The following is an 18,022-nucleotide window of genomic DNA, read 5'->3' as shown; positions in this document are numbered from 1 at the left end:
AGGAGGTGAGAGCTGGGGGCTGTTGGAGCGTGAGTCGTGGGGTGTTGGTATGGCTGCACCCTCCTGGGTGCAGGCGAGGGTCCCACAATCAATGGGAGGAAGCGTCATGAGCAAGGGACGTGTGCAACTGGCAGTCGTAGGTCTGGTGGTGTTGTCCTTTACCTTGGCCTACGCGCAGGCTCTGGAGCGGCCGAATGTGATTTGGGCGCGGGCGACCAGCGAGCCGATTGTGTTGGATGGGCGGTTGGATGAGGTATCGTGGCAGAAGGCGGAGTCGGTGCGGTTGCAGTATGGGAAGAGTTCGGGGTTGATACCTGGCAGTGGGTGGAAGGATGAGAGTGGGGTGAAGCCGAGCGATCCGTTGGATGCGACGTTGAAGTTTTTGGTCTCGGGGAATTACTTGTACATGGCGGCGGTGGTGAAGGACAGTTCGGTGGGGGGAGGGTTGTTCAATCAGTTTGACGGTTTTTTGATGAACATGCGGGATCATTCGGAGGTGGATCGTCCGGCGCCGCCGTTTGAGTATTTTTACGGGTGGGTGACGGAGGGTTGGGCGGATCCGAACACGGGCAATGTGGGGGCGTCGCCTGGGTTTTTCGGGTGGGCGTCGGGCGATCGAGGGGTATGGGATGCGGTGACGGTGGTGGATGGGGTGAGCAACGATGATTCGACGCCGGATAGGGGGTACGTGGTGGAGTTTAAGTTTAACTTGACGCCGCGGGGGTACGATGTGACGCGGCCGGAGGGGGACATTGTGGAGTTCAACGTGTCGATTTACGATGCGGATTGGCACTGGCCGCACAATGCGGACAAGTTTAGCGGGAATCGGACGTGGTGGTGTGGGCCGTGGGGGAATGCGTCGGCCTATGATGTGGCGCGGATATATGCGCGGCCGGATGTGACGGTGGATTCGGGGCCGGTGCCGTTGGTGGGGCCGGAGGTCGTGATTCCCAATGGGGTAAATTATCCGGATCCGGTGATTGACGGGCGGTTGGAGGAGGCGGTGTGGGCGAAAGCGCCGGGTTTGGAGATTCGCTATGGGGATGAGCAATTGCGGGCGTCGTATCCGGGGATAGGGCCGTGGCGGAGTGGTCAGTTTCAGCCGGAGATAGCGGGGGTGCGGGCGCCGGTGTTAGATCCTGGGGATGCGACGGTGAAGTGGTTTTTCAAGGGGGACATGTTGTACCTTGGGGTGGATGTGCGGGATCAGGCGGTGACGGGGATGAATTTGTACGACATGTGGGATGGGATTCGTTTTATCATCAACGATCGTGCGGTGATGAATCCTGATGATCACAACCTGGAGCGGCGGCAGTTGACGGTGCGGGTGGATTCGTTGGGGTCGTTGCAGGTGATGGACTATTTGGCGCACATGATTGATTCGCTGCACATGGCGCAGGCGGCGATGGCGTTGAAGCCGAACACGACGGTGAACAATCCCCAGGACATTGACGAGGGGTACAGTTTTGAGTTGGCCATTGACCTGAAGGCGCTGGGGTACCCGGTGGGTCGTGGTGATGGGGATTTGTTCATCAGTGCGACGTTGTTTGACGGGGATGCCTTTGCCAACCCGGCGGACAACTATGGCACGCGCACCTGGTGGATGCGCGAGAGCACCTGGCCCGCTGCCCCCGCCTGGGCCTACATGGACCCTAATGCCTACGTGCCCGATGGCGAGATTGCCAGTGCTCTGGAGCGGCCGAATGTGATTTGGGCGCGGGCGACCAGCGAGCCGATTGTGTTGGATGGGCGGTTGGATGAGGTATCGTGGCAGAAGGCGGAGTCGGTGCGGTTGCAGTATGGGAAGAGTTCGGGGTTGATACCTGGCAGTGGGTGGAAGGATGAGAGTGGGGTGAAGCCGAGCGATCCGTTGGATGCGACGTTGAAGTTTTTGGTCTCGGGGAATTACTTGTACATGGCGGCGGTGGTGAAGGACAGTTCGGTGGGGGGAGGGTTGTTCAATCAGTTTGACGGTTTTTTGATGAACATGCGGGATCATTCGGAGGTGGATCGTCCGGCGCCGCCGTTTGAGTATTTTTACGGGTGGGTGACGGAGGGTTGGGCGGATCCGAACACGGGCAATGTGGGGGCGTCGCCTGGGTTTTTCGGGTGGGCGTCGGGCGATCGAGGGGTATGGGATGCGGTGACGGTGGTGGATGGGGTGAGCAACGATGATTCGACGCCGGATAGGGGGTACGTGGTGGAGTTTAAGTTTAACTTGACGCCGCGGGGGTACGATGTGACGCGGCCGGAGGGGGACATTGTGGAGTTCAACGTGTCGATTTACGATGCGGATTGGCACTGGCCGCACAATGCGGACAAGTTTAGCGGGAATCGGACGTGGTGGTGTGGGCCGTGGGGGAATGCGTCGGCCTATGATGTGGCGCGGATATATGCGCGGCCGGATGTGACGGTGGATTCGGGGCCGGTGCCGTTGGTGGGGCCGGAGGTCGTGATTCCCAATGGGGTAAATTATCCGGATCCGGTGATTGACGGGCGGTTGGAGGAGGCGGTGTGGGCGAAAGCGCCGGGTTTGGAGATTCGCTATGGGGATGAGCAATTGCGGGCGTCGTATCCGGGGATAGGGCCGTGGCGGAGTGGTCAGTTTCAGCCGGAGATAGCGGGGGTGCGGGCGCCGGTGTTAGATCCTGGGGATGCGACGGTGAAGTGGTTTTTCAAGGGGGACATGTTGTACCTTGGGGTGGATGTGCGGGATCAGGCGGTGACGGGGATGAATTTGTACGACATGTGGGATGGGATTCGTTTTATCATCAACGATCGTGCGGTGATGAATCCTGATGATCACAACCTGGAGCGGCGGCAGTTGACGGTGCGGGTGGATTCGTTGGGGTCGTTGCAGGTGATGGACTATTTGGCGCACATGATTGATTCGCTGCACATGGCGCAGGCGGCGATGGCGTTGAAGCCGAACACGACGGTGAACAATCCCCAGGACATTGACGAGGGGTACAGTTTTGAGTTGGCCATTGACCTGAAGGCGCTGGGGTACCCGGTGGGTCGTGGTGATGGGGATTTGTTCATCAGTGCGACGTTGTTTGACGGGGATGCCTTTGCCAACCCGGCGGACAACTATGGCACGCGCACCTGGTGGATGCGCGAGAGCACCTGGCCCGCTGCCCCCGCCTGGGCCTACATGGACCCCAATGCCTACGTGCCTCTGCGCGTGGGTGTGGCCCAACGCCCGGAAGAGAACGTGCCAAGGTACTTTGCCATCATCGGCAACTACCCGAACCCGTTCAACCCCTCAACGGTGATTCGTTACGCCTTGCCGGAGGACGGCGTGGTGACCCTAAAGGTCTTTGACGTCCTCGGCCGCAATGTGGCGACAATGCCGTTGGGTCTGCAGACGGCGGGCATCAAAGAAGTCTCGTTTGATGCAACCGGGTTGAGCTCTGGGATGTACCTGTACCAGCTGCAGCTCGCCTCGCGGAGCGGACACGTCTCCGTTACCCGTACGGGCAAGATGTTAGCTGTCAAGTGACACTGGCGCGAAAGGCACCCTCTACCTTGCCCTGTGCACGACGGGCGCAAGGAGAGGGTGCCTTTCCTCGTCTTGTAGGGCGTGGACACGGGACGGTGGGTGCGGCTTTGCCGCTGACCACCTGAAGATGAGGGCGACCATGGGCTCAGTCATTCGCGTGAGTCGTGTTGCAGCCGTTTGCAGGGTGATGCTGGCGCTGTTGTGGGGCGTGGCGGCCTGGCGGAACGGGGCTATGGCAGGTACCACCGGCAAGCTCGCCGGGCGCGTGCTTGATGCCAGCAACCAGCCACTCCCAGGTGCCAACGTAGTCCTCGTGGGCACCCTGTTCGGGGCGGCCACAGACGCACAAGGCTACTACCACGTGCTCAACGTGCCGCCAGGGCGGTATCAGGTTAGAATCTCCTACATCGGCTACAAGACCCGAGTAGTGGAAGATGTGGCTATCACCGCAGACCGCACCACGTTGCTCGATGTCGCAGTGGAGGAGAGCACTATCGAGGGCGAAACGGTGGTGGTGGTGGCCGAAAAGCCGGTAGTGGAGCTGAACCTGACCAGCTCCATGGCGGCCTTGAGCAGCGCCGATATCCAGATCATGCCGGTGCGGAACCTGCAGGAGATCGTGGACCTGCAGGCCGGGGTCGTGGACGGCCACTTCCGCGGCGGACGGCTGGGAGAGGTGCAGTACCAAATCAATGGAGTGACCGTCAACAATAGCTACGACAATAGCTCCTCCCTCCAGTTGGACCGGTCGATCCTCCAGGAGGTGCAGGTGATCAGCGGCACGTTCGACGCGGAGTACGGCCAGGCCATGAGTGGCGTGGTCAACGTCGTGCTCAAGTCCGGCAGCGAACGCTTCTCCTGGAATGGCGAGGTTTACCTGGCCGACTATATGTTCACCACTGGCCCGCGGCGCGGCGTGGATGACCGCTTCCGCCCCTTAGCTATCCAGAACTACCAGTTCTCCCTGAGTGGCCCCACCGGATTGCCAAAGACCTTCTTTCTGCTCAGCACGCGTCGCTTCATCGACAATGGCTACATCTTCGGCGAGCGCCGCTTTGCGCCCACTGACCGTGCGGACTTTGAAAAGAAGGTCTTTACGCCCACAGGCGACGGCAAGGAGCTGCCGTTGGCGTACAGCAAGGAGTTGTCCGGGGTTGTGAAGCTGACCAACCGTTCGCTGAAGGACGTGCAGTTGGACTATCAGGCAATCTACAATGCGATTCACAGCAAGCGGTACAACTTTGCGTTTCGTCTGAACCCGGACGGCATGACTGCGCAGCGCACATTCTCTTTGGTCCATGGGATCGATTGGACCCATACCCTCTCGGGCAACACCTTCTACAACCTCAGCCTCCGGCAGAACTACTTCGACTACCGTGACCACGTCTATGAAGACGTCTACGACACGCGCTACGACGCGGCAGGTCCACCCATCGGCGATTACAACTACGAGTTGGGAGCGGTGGTGCAGGGTGTGGACTTGACTCGCTTTCGGCAGCGAACAAACGCGGTCGTGGCCAAGGGCGCCATCACCAGTCAGGTTACGCGCACTCTCCTCTGCAAGGCCGGCCTCGAGGCACAGGTGGCGACGGTGCAGTTTGGCGTGCCGGGGTACGTGGTCGGCACCGGCGGGGCGCTGATCACCCGGCACGTGAACGAGCCCCCTGACTACCCCGACGTGGCCACCTACCATCCTGTGTCGCTGATGGCTTATGGGCAGGGACAACTGGAGTGGCGCGACTTCATCGTCAGAGCGGGAGCGCGCCTGGAGTACTTCGATGCGCGCGCCACCGTGCCCAGCGACCTGCAAAACCCGGCTAACGCCATTGCCGGCGCTCCGCCAAGCTATCCCAAGCGAACGAGCAAGAAGATCTCCCTGGCACCTCGCATCGGGGTCTCCTATCCGATGACGGCGAGTGCGGCCCTCTTTTTCGCCTACGGGCACTTTTACCAGATGCCTGCCTTGGGCCAGATCTTCTCCAACTCCGACTATCAGGTGCTCGATGAGCTGCAGGCAGGGGGGATAAGCTACGGCGTGATGGGCAACCCCGACATCAAGCCGGAGCGCACGGTGCAGTACGAGTTTGGTTACAAGCACGCCATCACGCCGTTCCTCGGGCTGGATGTGAGCATTTTCTACAAGGATATTCGCGACCTGTTGGGGGTGGAGTTTGTGTCCACCTATGCCGCCGCGGAGTACGCCCGTCTGACCAACGTGGATTTTGGCAATGCGCTCGGTTTCACGGTGGCCGTGGACCAGCGCCGCATAGGTCCTTTGAGTACCATGGTCGACTACACCTGGCAGAAGGCGATGGGCAACTCCAGCGACCCTCGCGAGACGGCCACCAGGGCGGCAGCAGGGGAGGACCCCCGTCCGCGGCAGATAGCGCTCAACTGGGATCAGCGCCACACCCTCAATGCCAGCGTGCTCTTAGAGTCGCCGAGGAATTTTGCAGTGAGCGCCGTCCTTCGTTACGGAAGTGGTCAACCCTATACCCCGTCGCTGAAGGCGGGCTTTGGCGGTGGACTGGAGACCAACTCCGGACGCAAGCCGCCTTTCTTCCGCGTTGACCTGCGGGCCGAGAAGTACTTCCGCCTGCACGGCATGACGGTGAGCCTGTTCTCGCGCGTAGTCAACCTGCTGGACACCAGGTTCGTCAATGGCTTTGTCTTCGATGACACCGGAAGTCCCGACTACTCACTCAATCCCGTGGGGCAGCGCGCCACGCTGGCCGACCCGGGCCGCTACTACCCGCCGCGGCGCGTAGAGGTGGGAATCACGGTCAGTTCCGGACAGTGACCAATTAGGGAGAATGAGCGGATGAGCCGCAAGATCGGCATTCTTGTGCTGGCGATTTTGGGGTCCTGCCAGGTGGCTGCCTACGCGCAGCTGCCGCCGGTAGTGCCCCAGGAGATGCGCGGGCGGGTGGATGCGGAGCGCGCCGGGTTCCACGACGCCGCCAACATCCGTACCGTCTTCTACAACTATGGCATGGTTGGCGACTATCCGCCAGACCCCGGCAACGTGGACCTCAGCGTCTTCCACTCTGCCGAGGTGCCCAAAGGCAGTGGCCTCAACTACACCGATGGTATCACTCCGTTTGTGCTTGCGAAGATCCGGGATAGAAAGGGGCGCGATGTCTACATCATGGAGACCGGCTATCGGGAGCGGCAGGGGATAAGCCCGTTGCGCAATCGCGTGATGCGCTTTGAGCCACGCCCCGGCTACTTCCAGGCGGACCCCAGCATCAACAAGGGGCGCTCGCCGGCCATCAGCAACGACCCGCGCACCTGGCCTGATTACTGGCCAGACAAGCTCAATGACCCCGATGACCCAGGCTGGCGAGGCAGCTGGAACGGCTACTTTGGCAAGCGACCCAACGCCGACCAGGAAAGTTTCTTCGTGATGGACGATGACTTTTACGATGCCTGGGACTTTTACCCGGACAGCAGGGACTCGACGCGGCGCGGCTTAGGCCTGCGTATCGAGGTCAGAGGCTTCCAGTGGGCCAACCCGCAGGCCGCCAACGTCATCTTCTGGCACTACGACATCACCAATGAGGGCACCACCGACTATGACAACAACATCATCTTCGGCATGTACATGGACTCCGGCGTTGGGGGTTCGGCCCTCTCTTGTGACGGCATCTACGAGTCTGACGATGACAACGCCTACTTTGACAAATCCTTTGGCATCAACTTAGTGTACACGTGGGACAAGCTTGGTCACGGCGTTGGCCTGAGCTCCAACTGCCTCCGCACCGGCTACCTTGGCTACTCCTACCTTGAGACGCCCGGCAACCCCTATGACGGCATCGACAATGACCTTGACGGGATAGTGGACGAGCGAAGGGACGGAGGGCCGGGTGAACTCCTGGTAGGGCAGGAGGCTATCCTGCAGTATCTGAAGAGCCACTACAACGTGCAGCAGTTCGAGCGTGCCATCGGCACCATTGCCACCCGTCCTGCCTACCGGGTGGCGCGCTGGTGGACTGGCGACGAGGACATGGACTGGGTGGCCGAGCTGTGTGACACCGGCGCCGACGGGGTGTTCGGCACCAACGATACCGGCGAGGGGGATGGCATCCCCACCAACGGCGAGCCGAATTTCGACAAGACAGACCTCAACGAGTCAGACCAGATCGGTTTGACTGGGTTCAAGATGAACCGTATCCGCCCAGGGCAGGGTAACCCTTCGGAGGAGACGGACAACATTGTCTTTTTCGACGACGGCAAGGAGTGGCCAAAGCGGCTGTATCAGTTTTTCACCGCGCCCGATCCCGCGGCACGTTTCGACCAGGCGCTGATGCTGAACTACAACATTGGCTTCCTGTTCGCGTCTGGTCCTTTCAAGCTCCCGGCCGGCAAGACGGAGCGCTTTAGCTTAGCTCTGGCCTATGGCGCCGACTTGGAGGAGTTGCGCAACACGGTGCGCATCGTGCAGCAAATCTACAACGCCAACTACCAGTTTGCGGTGCCGCCGCCGCAGCCAAAAGTTACGGCAGAGGCAGGCGACGGGTGGGTGCGCCTGTCGTGGGACGATGCTGCCGAGCGAGGGATCGATCCGGTGACCCTGCAATACGATTTCGAAGGGTATCGCATCTACCGCTCCACCGATCCCGAGTTCCGCGACCCGAAAGTTATCACCACCGCGCGGGGTACAGGGCCAATTGGCAACGGCCGTCCAATTGCGCAGTTTGACCTGAAGAATGGCATCAAGGGTTTCTCCAAGCAGACGGTGGAAGGGGTGGCCTACTACCTGGGCGAGGATACGGGCGTCACCCACACCTGGACGGACACCACGGTGACGAATGGGCAGCTCTACTACTACGCGGTGACTGCCTACGACCATGGCTCGGACTCGCTGGACTTCTATCCCTCGGAGAATGCCATCAGCGTGTCGCGCACGCCGCGCGGCGGCCTGATCCTTCCCACGAACGTGGTCGCGATGCGACCGGAACCGAAGGTGTTGGGCTTCGTGCCGGCCGCTGCGTCGGTGTGCAGCAAGACGAAGGGCAAAGGCGTGGGCACGGTAGACGTGCAGGTGGTCAATTCGGCGCTGGTGCCGCATGAGCACCTTTTCGTGGTCAGGACCAAGCTCCCCTCGGCCGACAGCGTGCGTGCCGCCTTCTACGACCTGTACGACAGCACTACCCACAAGTACGTCTTCACCAACGGCACCGACCTGGATGGGCTGGGAGTCGGCCCGGTCGGGGCAGGACTGTTGCCCATCGTGAGCACGCCGGCCACGATTAGCGTGGACACGGCGCAGAGCGGCTTTGCGCCGGGCAGCGCCACCACCATGTGCCTGCGCTCCTCCTACCAGTATCAGCTGTCCATCAATAGGCGGCGGCCGGGCTTCCCCCATGACGTGAAAATTACCTTTGCCGACACCTTTCTGGACACCTCTCTGGCGGCAATTGGCCTGCCATCTCGTCCGGCCAAGTTCCGTGTCGAGGCACTGACCGATGCGGGCCCACTGCGGCTGAAGTTTCAGTTCAGAGACCTTGATAGGGACAACAACCTGAGCAGGGCCGACGAGTTCATCAAGGTCATTACCTATGTGCCAGAAAAGGGTACGCAACCTCAGATCACCTGGCTCATCGAGGTGGACACCACAGGTCAGGCCAAACGCGGTCCCCTTGTCCCGCCCAAGGCGGGCGACGTGTACTACCTCCGTCTGCTTTATCCCCTGGGCGCAGGAGACGAATTCGTCTTCACTACGACAGGGGAATGGCTCGACCCGCAGAAGGCGGCGCAACAGTTTACTGAAGATCCGTATGTCGTGCCGAATCCCTATGTCGGCTCGGCGAGTTTTGAGGCCGAGCGCTTTGCCATCTCCGGGCGAGGGGAGCGGCGCATCGAATTCCGCGGCCTGCCTGAACGGTGCACCATCCGCATCTACACGGTGCGCAGTGAGCTGGTGCAGACGCTGTACCACGACGGCTCCACGCACGGCTATGTGCCTTGGGACCTGCGCACCAAGGATAACCTTGACGTCGCCCCAGGGCTATACATTTTCCATGTGGACGCCGGCAGCCTGGGCAGCAAGATCGGCAAGTTCGCCATCATCAAGTGAGGATGGGGTGACCCATGAGAGCGCAAAAGTCTGATCTCCGCAGTACGCGTCTGTTTCTCCTGTGGGCGTGCGTGGTCGCAGTGCAGGTGCTCATTATCCCCGGCCTCTTCGCGCAAAGCAAGACCGGCACGACCATCGGCCAGTTCTTGCTTATCGAGCCCAGTGCCCGCTATGCTGGAATGGGCAATGCCGGCGTCGCCTCTCACGACGAGATCGGCGCTGCGTACTACAATCCCGGGGCATTGGGCCGCTTGCAGGGGTACGGTCTGCAGGTGACCCACAGCGAATGGCTGGCGGACATCTCCTACGACTATGTGGCAGCGTTAGTGGGGGCCGGGCAGATTGGCAACCTGCTTTTCACGGTGACCTCGCTGCAGTCTGGTGAGATCGACGTGCGGACGGTGGAGCAGCCGCTGGGCACCGGGGAGCGCTACACGGTGTCCAACATTGCGCTTGGCGTTGGGTACGGTCGTCAGGTCACGGACCGCTTTTCCATGGGTGTGCAAGTGAGCTATGTGCAGGAAACCATCTGGCATAGCTCTTTGGCAACGGTGGCCATCAACGTCGGGACGCTGTACAATCTCACCTCTGGAGGCTTGCGGCTGGGGGCGAGCATTGCCAACTTTGGCCTTGGCGCGCGCTACCAGGGGCGGGACCTGCGCATCCAGTACGACAAAGACCCCACTCGCTACGGCGACAATAGTAGCCTCCCGGGCGAGGTCTACACGGAAAAGTATCCGCTGCCGGTCCTCTTCCGCGTGGGGCTGAGTTGGCCCGTGCGCATCAGCGAGCGGCACCAGCTTTGCGCGGCAGTCACCGCCTTTCATCCCAGCGACAACACGGAAAGCATCAGCTTCGGCGCAGAGTGGCGGATGTTCGGCAGCGTGGCCGTGCGTGCGGGCTACCAGAACCTCTTTCTCAAGGATTCCGAGGTAGGGCTCACCCTCGGCGCGGGGGCGCGTCTGTCCTTGGGCGATACCGAGCTGCAGATCGACTACGCGTGGGCCGACCACGGACGCCTGGAGTACACGCAGCGCTTTACTCTGGGATTCAGCTTCTGAGAAAGCGGTGAGGCTCAGCGGCCGGACAAGGGTTGCTCTCAGTGCTTTGGCCCTGCTGGTCCTGCTCGGGTGCTCGCGCCACGGGGACCCTGCGGGGAGGGTGGTGACCATGTGGGCCATAGGCGCCGAGGGGGAGCGGCTTGGCCCGCTGGTGGAATGGTTCATGCGCGAAAATCCAGGGGTACGCCTGTCGGTGCAGACGATTCCCTGGAGCGCCGCACACGAGAAGCTCATTACCGCCGTTGCCGGGGGTACCCAACCTGACCTCTGCCAACTCGGCAACACCTGGATGCCTGAGTTTCATGCCATGCAAGCCCTCGCTCCCCTGGACAGCTTCATCGCTACCTCTGCCGTGGTCAAACCGGAGCGATACTTCCCCGGGCCCTGGGCATCAGGGCAGTTCGGGGGCAAGGTCTACGGTGTGCCCTGGTACGTGGAGACCAGGGTGCTCTTCTACCGCACGGACCTGTTGGCGGAGGTCGGCTTTCCCCGCGGGCCGCGCACCTGGCATGAGCTGTACGAGGCGTGCCGGCGACTGACCGTGGACACCGATGGCGACGGCAGGCCGGACCGTTACGGGCTGACGCTGCCGGTGAACGTCTGGGAGGAGCCGCTCTTCTTCACCTGGCAGGCAGGCGGGCGTATTCTGGCCGACGACATGTTTACCCCTGCGGTGACCTCCGAGCAGAGCAAAGACGCGTGGCGTTTCTACGTCCGCTTCTTCCGCGAAGGGTTAGTGCCGGTGACCAGTGGCCTCCTCACCGATCTCTTCCAGGCATTCGAGAGCGGCTACTATGCGATGTTTTTTTCGGGGCCTTGGATGTTGACGCAGGTGGCGCAGAACTGCCCGCGGCTGGCCGGCCGCTGGAGCGTGGCGCCCATGCCGGCGTTTCGCACCACGGACTCCTGGGCGGGCGGCAGCAACTTGGTGATCTTTCGCAAGTCGAACCACAAGGCTGAGGCCTGGAAGGTCATCGAGTTCCTCTCGCGCGTCGAGGTGCAAAGGGAGTGGTATCACCTCACCTCTGACCTGCCGGCGGTGGAAGATGCCTGGCAGGACAGTACCCTGACGGCCAATCCGCTCATCCAGGTCTTCCACGACCAGCTGCAGCACACGCGGCCGGCACCCCAGGTGCCCGAATGGGAGCAGATCGCCAGCCGCATCAACCGCTGGCTGGAAGCGGCGGTGTATGGAAAGGTGAGCGTAGACCAGGCAGTCGAAGGCTTGGCAAGGGATATCGAGAGCATCATGCGCAAGCGCCCAGACTCGCACAGACATACCGTGCGTTCGATTGCGCCAGAGACCGCCAGGCCTCAGCACCGGGAGGCAGGGCAGCCGTGAGCTCTGGACCGCCGCGACGTTGGCTGCGTGGACGGAGCTGGGCACCGCTCTTCTTCATTGCCCCCAGCGTCTTGCTCCTCCTGGCGTTTTTCTTCATTCCGGTCGGGGTCGCGTTTCTGATGAGCCTTTCTGATCTCAGCCTCTACTCCTTGGGGGATTGGCGTCTCACTTCTTTCGTGGGCTTTGCCAACTACGCCGCCTTGTTGCGCGACGGTCTGTTCTGGCGCGCCCTGGCCAACACCTTCTACTTTGTGCTGGTGGCCGGGCCACTGACGGTGGCTGTGTCCTTCGTTGCGGCATTGGCGCTCAATTCGCGGCTGGTCAAGTTGCGGAGCGTCTTTCGGTTGGGGTTCTTCATGCCCGTGGTGACCACACTGGTTGCGGTGGCGGTCCTCTGGCGGTGGATCTACCACCCTCGCTTTGGCCTGCTCAACTATTTGCTGTCCCTCATGGGCACCCAGGGCCCGGACTGGCTGGCGACCACGACGTGGGCCATGCCGGCGCTGATCCTGATGGCGGTGTGGAAGAACTTTGGCTACAACATGATTATCTTCCTGGCGGGGCTGCAGACCATTGCCCCTTCCTACTACGAGGCGGCGCGCATCGACGGGGCAAGCGCCTGGCAGAGCACGTGGCGCATCACTGTGCCACTTCTGGGTCCGACCACGCTTTTTGTGAGCATCGTGACCACCATCGGCTACCTGCAGTTCTTTGCCGAGCCATACATCATGACGCAGGGAGGCCCGTTGGACAGCACGCTCTCGGTGGTCTTGCTGATGTATCAAGAAGCCTTCAAGTTCTGGAACATGGGGTACGCCGCGGCCATCGCCTTTACGCTTTTCGCGGTGATTTTCATATTGACCATGGCACAGATGCGTATCCAGAGGCGCCATTTGTGAGGAGAGTCGGCAAATGCACTCTCTTGCCGTAGATTTCTCCCAGCACGGAGCGTCAATCGGCCAGCGGGCGACAAGACCACGCTGCGCGGCGATGTGGACGAGGGGCAAGTCGGTGCTGCTGCATTTGGCTTTGGTGGCTGTCTTCGCCCTTACCCTGGCGCCTTTTGCCTGGATGCTTTCCACGTCCCTGAAGCCGACTGGAGCCTCGTTCACCTTGCCCCCGCAGTGGATTCCGCGCCCGGCGACCCTGACGCAGTACAGGACGCTCTTTGCGCAGATGAACTTTGCCCGCGCCACGCTCAACAGCTTGGTCGTCGCAGTCTCGGTGACCGTGCTCGGACTTTTCATCAATTCCCTGGCCGGGTTCGCTTTCGCCAAGTACCAGTTCCCTGGCCGGCAGAGACTCTTTGGTCTGTTGCTGGCGTCGATGATGATTCCGGGCCAGGTGGCCATGTTGCCCCTGTTCATGATGTTCAACAAGCTGGGCTTGCTCAACAACTACCTTGGCCTGATTATTCCCGGAATGGCCAGCATGTTCGGCATCTTCTTGCTCAAGCAGTTCATGATGTCGATTCCCGATGCGCTCTTAGATTCGGCACGCATCGATGGGGCAAGTGAGTGGCGCATCTATTGGCAGGTGGTGCTGCCTTTGACCAAACCTGCCTTGGCCACTTTGGCCGTGTTCAGCTTCATGGGGGCCTGGAACGACTTCCTCTGGCCCCTCATCGTCATGACCAAACAGTCGATGTACACTTTGCCGGTGGCCCTGGCCAATCTGACCGGGGAGGAACACCGCACCCAATACGAATTGCTGATGGCGGGCTCGGTGGTGGTGATACTTCCGATTGCCATCGCCTTTTTGGCGATGCAGCGCTTCTACATGAGCGGCATAACTGCGGGGAGTGTGAAGGAATAGGGACAATCCTGCGGAGGACTGCACCTGAGGAAAGGCAGCGACATGGACAAGCTCTTCGAGAACCAGTATGGCTACTTTAGCGACGATGGAACAGAATATGTGATTGTCCGTCCGGACACGCCCAAGCCGTGGGTGAATGTGATCTCCAACGGCGATTATGGGCTGGTCGTCTCCCAGGCGGGAGGAGGGTTCAGCTGGCGCACGCACAGCAACCTGAATCGCTTGACCAGGTGGCAGCAGGACCTGGTGCAGGACAATTGGGGCAAGTTCCTCTATCTGCGCGACCGCCAGACTGGTGAAATCTGGTCGGCAGCATGGCAGCCCGTCAAGCACAATGCTGCGCGCTACCAATGCCGGCATGGCCTCGGCTACACCACGCTGGCCGCTTCGCTGGGCGACATTGCCAGCGAGTGGACGATTTTCGTGGCCCCAGGGGATCCTGTGGAGATATGGCTGTTGTCCCTGCGCAATGGCAGCGGGGTACGCCGGCAGCTGAGCCTGTTCAGCTATTTCGAGTGGTGCCTCGGGGTGGCGCCGGATAGCCATCGGGAATTTCACAAAGCGTTCTTAGAGACGAGCTTTGCCCCAACAAGTGGGATCCTCTTCGCCAGAAAAAGGCTGTGGGAAGTAGCAGACGAAAAAGGGCGCCACTGGAACCGGGACTGGCCTTACGTCGCCTTCCAGGCGTGCAGTGAACCGGTGGTCGATTTCGACGGCGACAAAGCAAGCTTTCTGGCGCGCGGCTCGGACGTGCGCACACCGGCGGCGGTAGCGAACGGCCACTGTAGCCGCTCTGAAGGGCGCTGGGGCGATGGCATTGCGGCTTTGCATGTGGATGTAGACCTCGAGCCTGGGCAGGAGCAAGAACTTGTGTTTCTGCTGGGGGCCGCGGACTCGCAGATGCAGGCGGAGGAGTTGGTCGCCAAGTACCGGTCCTTACCCACGGCCAAACGAGCTCTGGCGCAAGTGAGGGAAGGGTGGAAGGGACGTCTATCCCGATGTGTCGTGAGTACCCCAGACAGGGCCTTCGACATTCTGACCAACAACTGGCTCCCGTACCAGGCCATTTCCTGCCGCCTGTGGGGGCGAGCCGCCTACTACCAGCAGAGCGGCGCCTATGGCTTCCGCGACCAGCTCCAGGACAGCCTCGTTTGGTTGCCGCTTGATGCGGCCCAGACGCGGCAGCAGATCATGCTCCATGCCGCTCACCAGTTCCGGGACGGCTCGGTGTACCATTGGTGGCACCCCCTCACCGAGATAGGATTTCGCAATCGGGTGAGCGACAATCTGCTCTGGCTCCCCTTCGTGGTGGCGGAGTACGTGCGGGAGACGGCAGACGTTGCGGTGCTGCATGAGCTTGTGCCATTTGTGGACGGGGGAGGGCCGGCACCGCTGTGGCTTCACTGTTGGCTGGCCTTGCGGCGTGCTTTGTCGTGGCGAAGCAGCCGAGGCCTGCCTCTCATTGGCGACCACGACTGGAACGACGGGCTGAACGCCGTGGGTAACGACATGAAGGGCGAGTCGGTGTGGTTGGCGCACTTTTTGTGCGCGGTTCTGGAGCGTTTTGCTGAGGTGGCCACTGCCGCAGGCAAGGGCAGGTCATTTGCCTTCTGTCGCCGCGAAGCAGCCAAGCTGCGCGAAGCGATTGCTGCGCATGCCTGGGATGGCGAGTGGTTCTGGCGGGCTTCCAAAGACAATGGCGAGCTGCTTGGCAGTGCCTCCTGTGCAGAGGGCAAGATCTTCCTTAACGCGCAGACCTGGGCGATAATTGCCAACTCTGCGCCTGCCGAGCTACAGGCCAAGGCCATGCAGGCGGTGGACAGATATCTTGACCGTGACTATGGTCCCCTGCTCCTCTGGCCCGCCTACTCGCGACCTGACCCATCCATTGGCTATCTGTCGCGCTATGCGCCAGGGCGGCGCGAAAACGGTGGGACGTACACGCACGCCGCCACGTGGGCCATTCTTGCCCACACCATTCTCGGCAATGGCGCAAGGGCCTACGCCATGTACAAGAAGATTTCGCCCATCTACCGGTCGTTGGACCCGGACCTCTACCAGGCGGAGCCGTACGTGATGCCGGGAAACGTCGAGGGGCCGGACTCGCCTCTGTATGGCCGCGGCGGCTGGACCTGGTACACGGGCTCGGCGGCATGGTTGTGCAAAGTGAGTCCGGAGGGGATACTCGGCATTCGGCCGACGCTGCGCGGCCTGCTCGTTGACCCGTGCATTCCGCCGGAGTGGGAGGCCTACGGCGTGCGACGCACATTCCGCGGCGCAGAGTACCTGATCCAGGTGCGCAACCCCGGGCACGTCAGTTGTGGCGTGGGCGAGGTGCGCATCGACGGACAGCCCGCCTCTGCGACCCGTCTCGGACGGGGTATTCTCCTGCCCGAGTTCCCTCCGGGGAGCAGGCATAGAATTGAGGTGACCCTTGGTAGCTAAGAGCCCGCGCTTTTTGGCACTTGTACTGGTTTGCTTTGCGCTGAACACCGTCGCGGCCTCCGGCATGCGGACGCCAGGCGAGCCAAAGACCGCCGGAGTGGCGCTTCTGGCTGCGCATGGCACCGCTCGCTCTGCGGGTGGAGCGACAGGAGCGGGCAACGCTGCCGTGGCGACGTGTCCGGCGCCCGCCGGGAAGGTGCGGGGCTATACGGGAGCCGCTTTTCTGCCGGCTGCCCCTGTTGACGAGCTCTCGGACGCAGGAGACGACAGCGTCTTCCTCGACCTGCTGCAACGCACTGCCTTCACCTTCTTCTGGAACGAAGCCAATCCCACCACCGGCCTGACCCGCGACAGCAGTCTGCCCAACTCGCCCTGCAGCATTGCCTCCTTGGGGTTTGGCCTCACCGCTATTTGCATTGCCATCGATCGGGGGTGGGTGCGCCGTGACTTGGGCAGGAGTCGCGTCCTTGCCGCTCTCAAGACCCTGTGGACTGCACCCCAGGGAAAGGCTGCGCAGGGTGTCAGCGGCTACAAGGGCTTCTTCTACCATTTTCTGGACATGAACACGGCTCTGCGCACCTGGAACTGCGAGCTTTCCTCCATCGACACCGCCCTTTTGCTTGCGGGGGTATTGTACACGCGCGAATACTTCTCCGGTGCCGACAGCCTGGACAGCATGGTCCGCAATCTGGCGGACGCCATCTACCTGCGCGTCGACTGGAACTGGATGCGCAATTACGCACCCGGGCTGATGATGGGCTACTACCCGGAGACCGGCTTTATCAACGCCTGGTGGCGCGGCTACAACGAGGCCATGATTATGTACATTCTCGCCCTGGGTTCGCCAACTCATCCGGTGCCGTCCTCTGTCTGGTCCGCCTGGACGAGTGGGTACTCATGGGAGACGCATTACGGCTATTCTTACGTCGCCTTCCCGCCGCTCTTCGGCCATCAGTACTCGCACTGCTGGATTGATTTCCGCGACATTGCGGACCCGTGTATGCGGGGGAAGGGGATCACGTACTTTGAGAATTCGCGTCGGGCCACACTGGCCGCGCGCGCCTACTGCATCGCCAACCCCAAGGGCTTTGTCGGCTACGGCGAGAACGTGTGGGGCATCACCGCCTGTGATGGGCCCACCGGTTACCTGGCTCGGGGCGCACCGCCACCCTTCAACGACGACGGCACCATCGCTCCCACTGCTGCCGCCGGCTCCATGCCGTTTACGCCGGAATATTCGTTGGCGGCGCTCCGCTACATGTACGACAATTACCGGACGCGCCTGTGGGGTGAGTACGGGTTCCGAGATGCCTTCAACCTCACATTGAACTGGTGGTCGTCTTATGTCATCGGCATTGACCAAGGGCCCATCATCGTCATGATTGAGAACTATCGCAGCGGCAAGGTGTGGCGCGTCTTCATGCAAAACCCATACGTGCAGCAGGGACTGGCGCGGGCTGGCTTTGTGCCATTCACCGGCGTAGGCCAGGAGCCCGGCGGGGTGCCACGCCAGGTGCGCCTTTACCAGAACTACCCCAATCCCTGCAATGCGAGCACCGTCATCCGCTTTGAGCTGCCGTACCCCACGCGGGTGAAGCTGCTTGTGTACGACGCCCTCGGCAGGGAAGTGAGTACCCTCATCGACGAGCCACGCGCAGCAGGGCAGCACGCCGTGCAGTTTGTGCCGCCCGGAGAGGCGAGCGGCATCTATCTCTATCGCCTCCAGGCTGCGGGTTTTTCCACGACAAAGAAGATGGTAGTCGTCAAATAGCAGGCAA

The 18,022-nt window shown here is 61.5% G+C and carries 9 protein-coding genes; all 9 read left to right on the top strand.

Going from position 1 to position 18,022, the window contains the following annotated elements; translation table 11 throughout:
* Positions 1-106: 106 nt before the first annotated feature.
* The 9 genes from NUW13_09125 (at position 107) to NUW13_09085 (ending at position 18,015) form a co-directional block, all read left to right on the top strand.
* The gene (locus tag NUW13_09125; GenBank protein MCR4439190.1) at positions 107-3,502 is read left to right on the top strand and encodes a T9SS type A sorting domain-containing protein; all 3,396 of its coding nucleotides are present in this window, start codon (positions 107-109) and stop codon (positions 3,500-3,502) included.
* Positions 3,503-3,641: 139 nt separating this feature from the next.
* On the top strand, positions 3,642-6,302 hold the full coding sequence (locus NUW13_09120) for a TonB-dependent receptor (protein MCR4439189.1): 2,661 nt from the start codon (positions 3,642-3,644) through the stop codon (positions 6,300-6,302).
* A 21-nt stretch (positions 6,303-6,323) separates the two neighbouring features.
* Positions 6,324-9,581 (top strand): hypothetical protein, encoded by a 3,258-nt coding sequence (locus NUW13_09115; protein MCR4439188.1) that lies wholly within the window; start codon positions 6,324-6,326, stop codon positions 9,579-9,581.
* Between the two features lie 14 nt (positions 9,582-9,595).
* On the top strand, positions 9,596-10,642 hold the full coding sequence (locus tag NUW13_09110) for a PorV/PorQ family protein (GenBank protein ID MCR4439187.1): 1,047 nt from the start codon (positions 9,596-9,598) through the stop codon (positions 10,640-10,642).
* Positions 10,643-10,751: 109 nt separating this feature from the next.
* Positions 10,752-11,984, top strand: a complete 1,233-nt coding sequence (locus tag NUW13_09105; protein MCR4439186.1) for a sugar ABC transporter substrate-binding protein — start codon at positions 10,752-10,754, stop codon at positions 11,982-11,984.
* The gene (locus tag NUW13_09100; protein MCR4439185.1) at positions 11,981-12,883 is read left to right on the top strand and encodes a sugar ABC transporter permease; all 903 of its coding nucleotides are present in this window, start codon (positions 11,981-11,983) and stop codon (positions 12,881-12,883) included. The genes NUW13_09105 and NUW13_09100 overlap by 4 nt, the downstream gene beginning before the upstream one ends.
* A gap of 13 nt (positions 12,884-12,896) precedes the next feature.
* Entirely contained in the window at positions 12,897-13,799 is a 903-nt protein-coding gene (locus NUW13_09095; protein ID MCR4439184.1) for a carbohydrate ABC transporter permease, read from the top strand.
* Positions 13,800-13,841: 42 nt separating this feature from the next.
* Positions 13,842-16,244: a glycosyl transferase family 36 gene (locus NUW13_09090; protein MCR4439183.1), complete on the top strand. Its 2,403-nt coding sequence runs from the start codon at positions 13,842-13,844 to the stop codon at positions 16,242-16,244.
* Positions 16,234-18,015, top strand: coding sequence for a T9SS type A sorting domain-containing protein (locus NUW13_09085; GenBank protein MCR4439182.1), 1,782 nt, complete (start codon positions 16,234-16,236; stop codon positions 18,013-18,015). The genes NUW13_09090 and NUW13_09085 overlap by 11 nt, the downstream gene beginning before the upstream one ends.
* Positions 18,016-18,022 lie beyond the last annotated feature (7 nt).

Source organism: candidate division KSB1 bacterium, assembly GCA_024655945.1.
Lineage (GTDB): Bacteria > Zhuqueibacterota > Zhuqueibacteria > JANLFK01 > Oleimicrobiaceae > Oleimicrobium.
Note: the sequence above shows the minus strand (reverse complement) of the source record. Positions and strands in the feature narration are given on the sequence as shown.

Bases quoted from the DNA above. Each gene is read 5' to 3' on its own strand.
- NUW13_09110 (MCR4439187.1), top strand. From the start codon at position 9,596: ATGAGAGCGCAAAAGTCTGATCTCCGCAGTACGCGTCTGTTTCTCCTG.
- NUW13_09120 (MCR4439189.1), top strand. From the start codon at position 3,642: ATGGGCTCAGTCATTCGCGTGAGTCGTGTTGCAGCCGTTTGCAGGGTG.
- NUW13_09115 (MCR4439188.1), top strand. From the start codon at position 6,324: ATGAGCCGCAAGATCGGCATTCTTGTGCTGGCGATTTTGGGGTCCTGC.
- NUW13_09125 (MCR4439190.1), top strand. From the start codon at position 107: ATGAGCAAGGGACGTGTGCAACTGGCAGTCGTAGGTCTGGTGGTGTTG.
- NUW13_09095 (MCR4439184.1), top strand. From the start codon at position 12,897: ATGCACTCTCTTGCCGTAGATTTCTCCCAGCACGGAGCGTCAATCGGC.
- NUW13_09090 (MCR4439183.1), top strand. From the start codon at position 13,842: ATGGACAAGCTCTTCGAGAACCAGTATGGCTACTTTAGCGACGATGGA.
- NUW13_09105 (MCR4439186.1), top strand. From the start codon at position 10,752: ATGTGGGCCATAGGCGCCGAGGGGGAGCGGCTTGGCCCGCTGGTGGAA.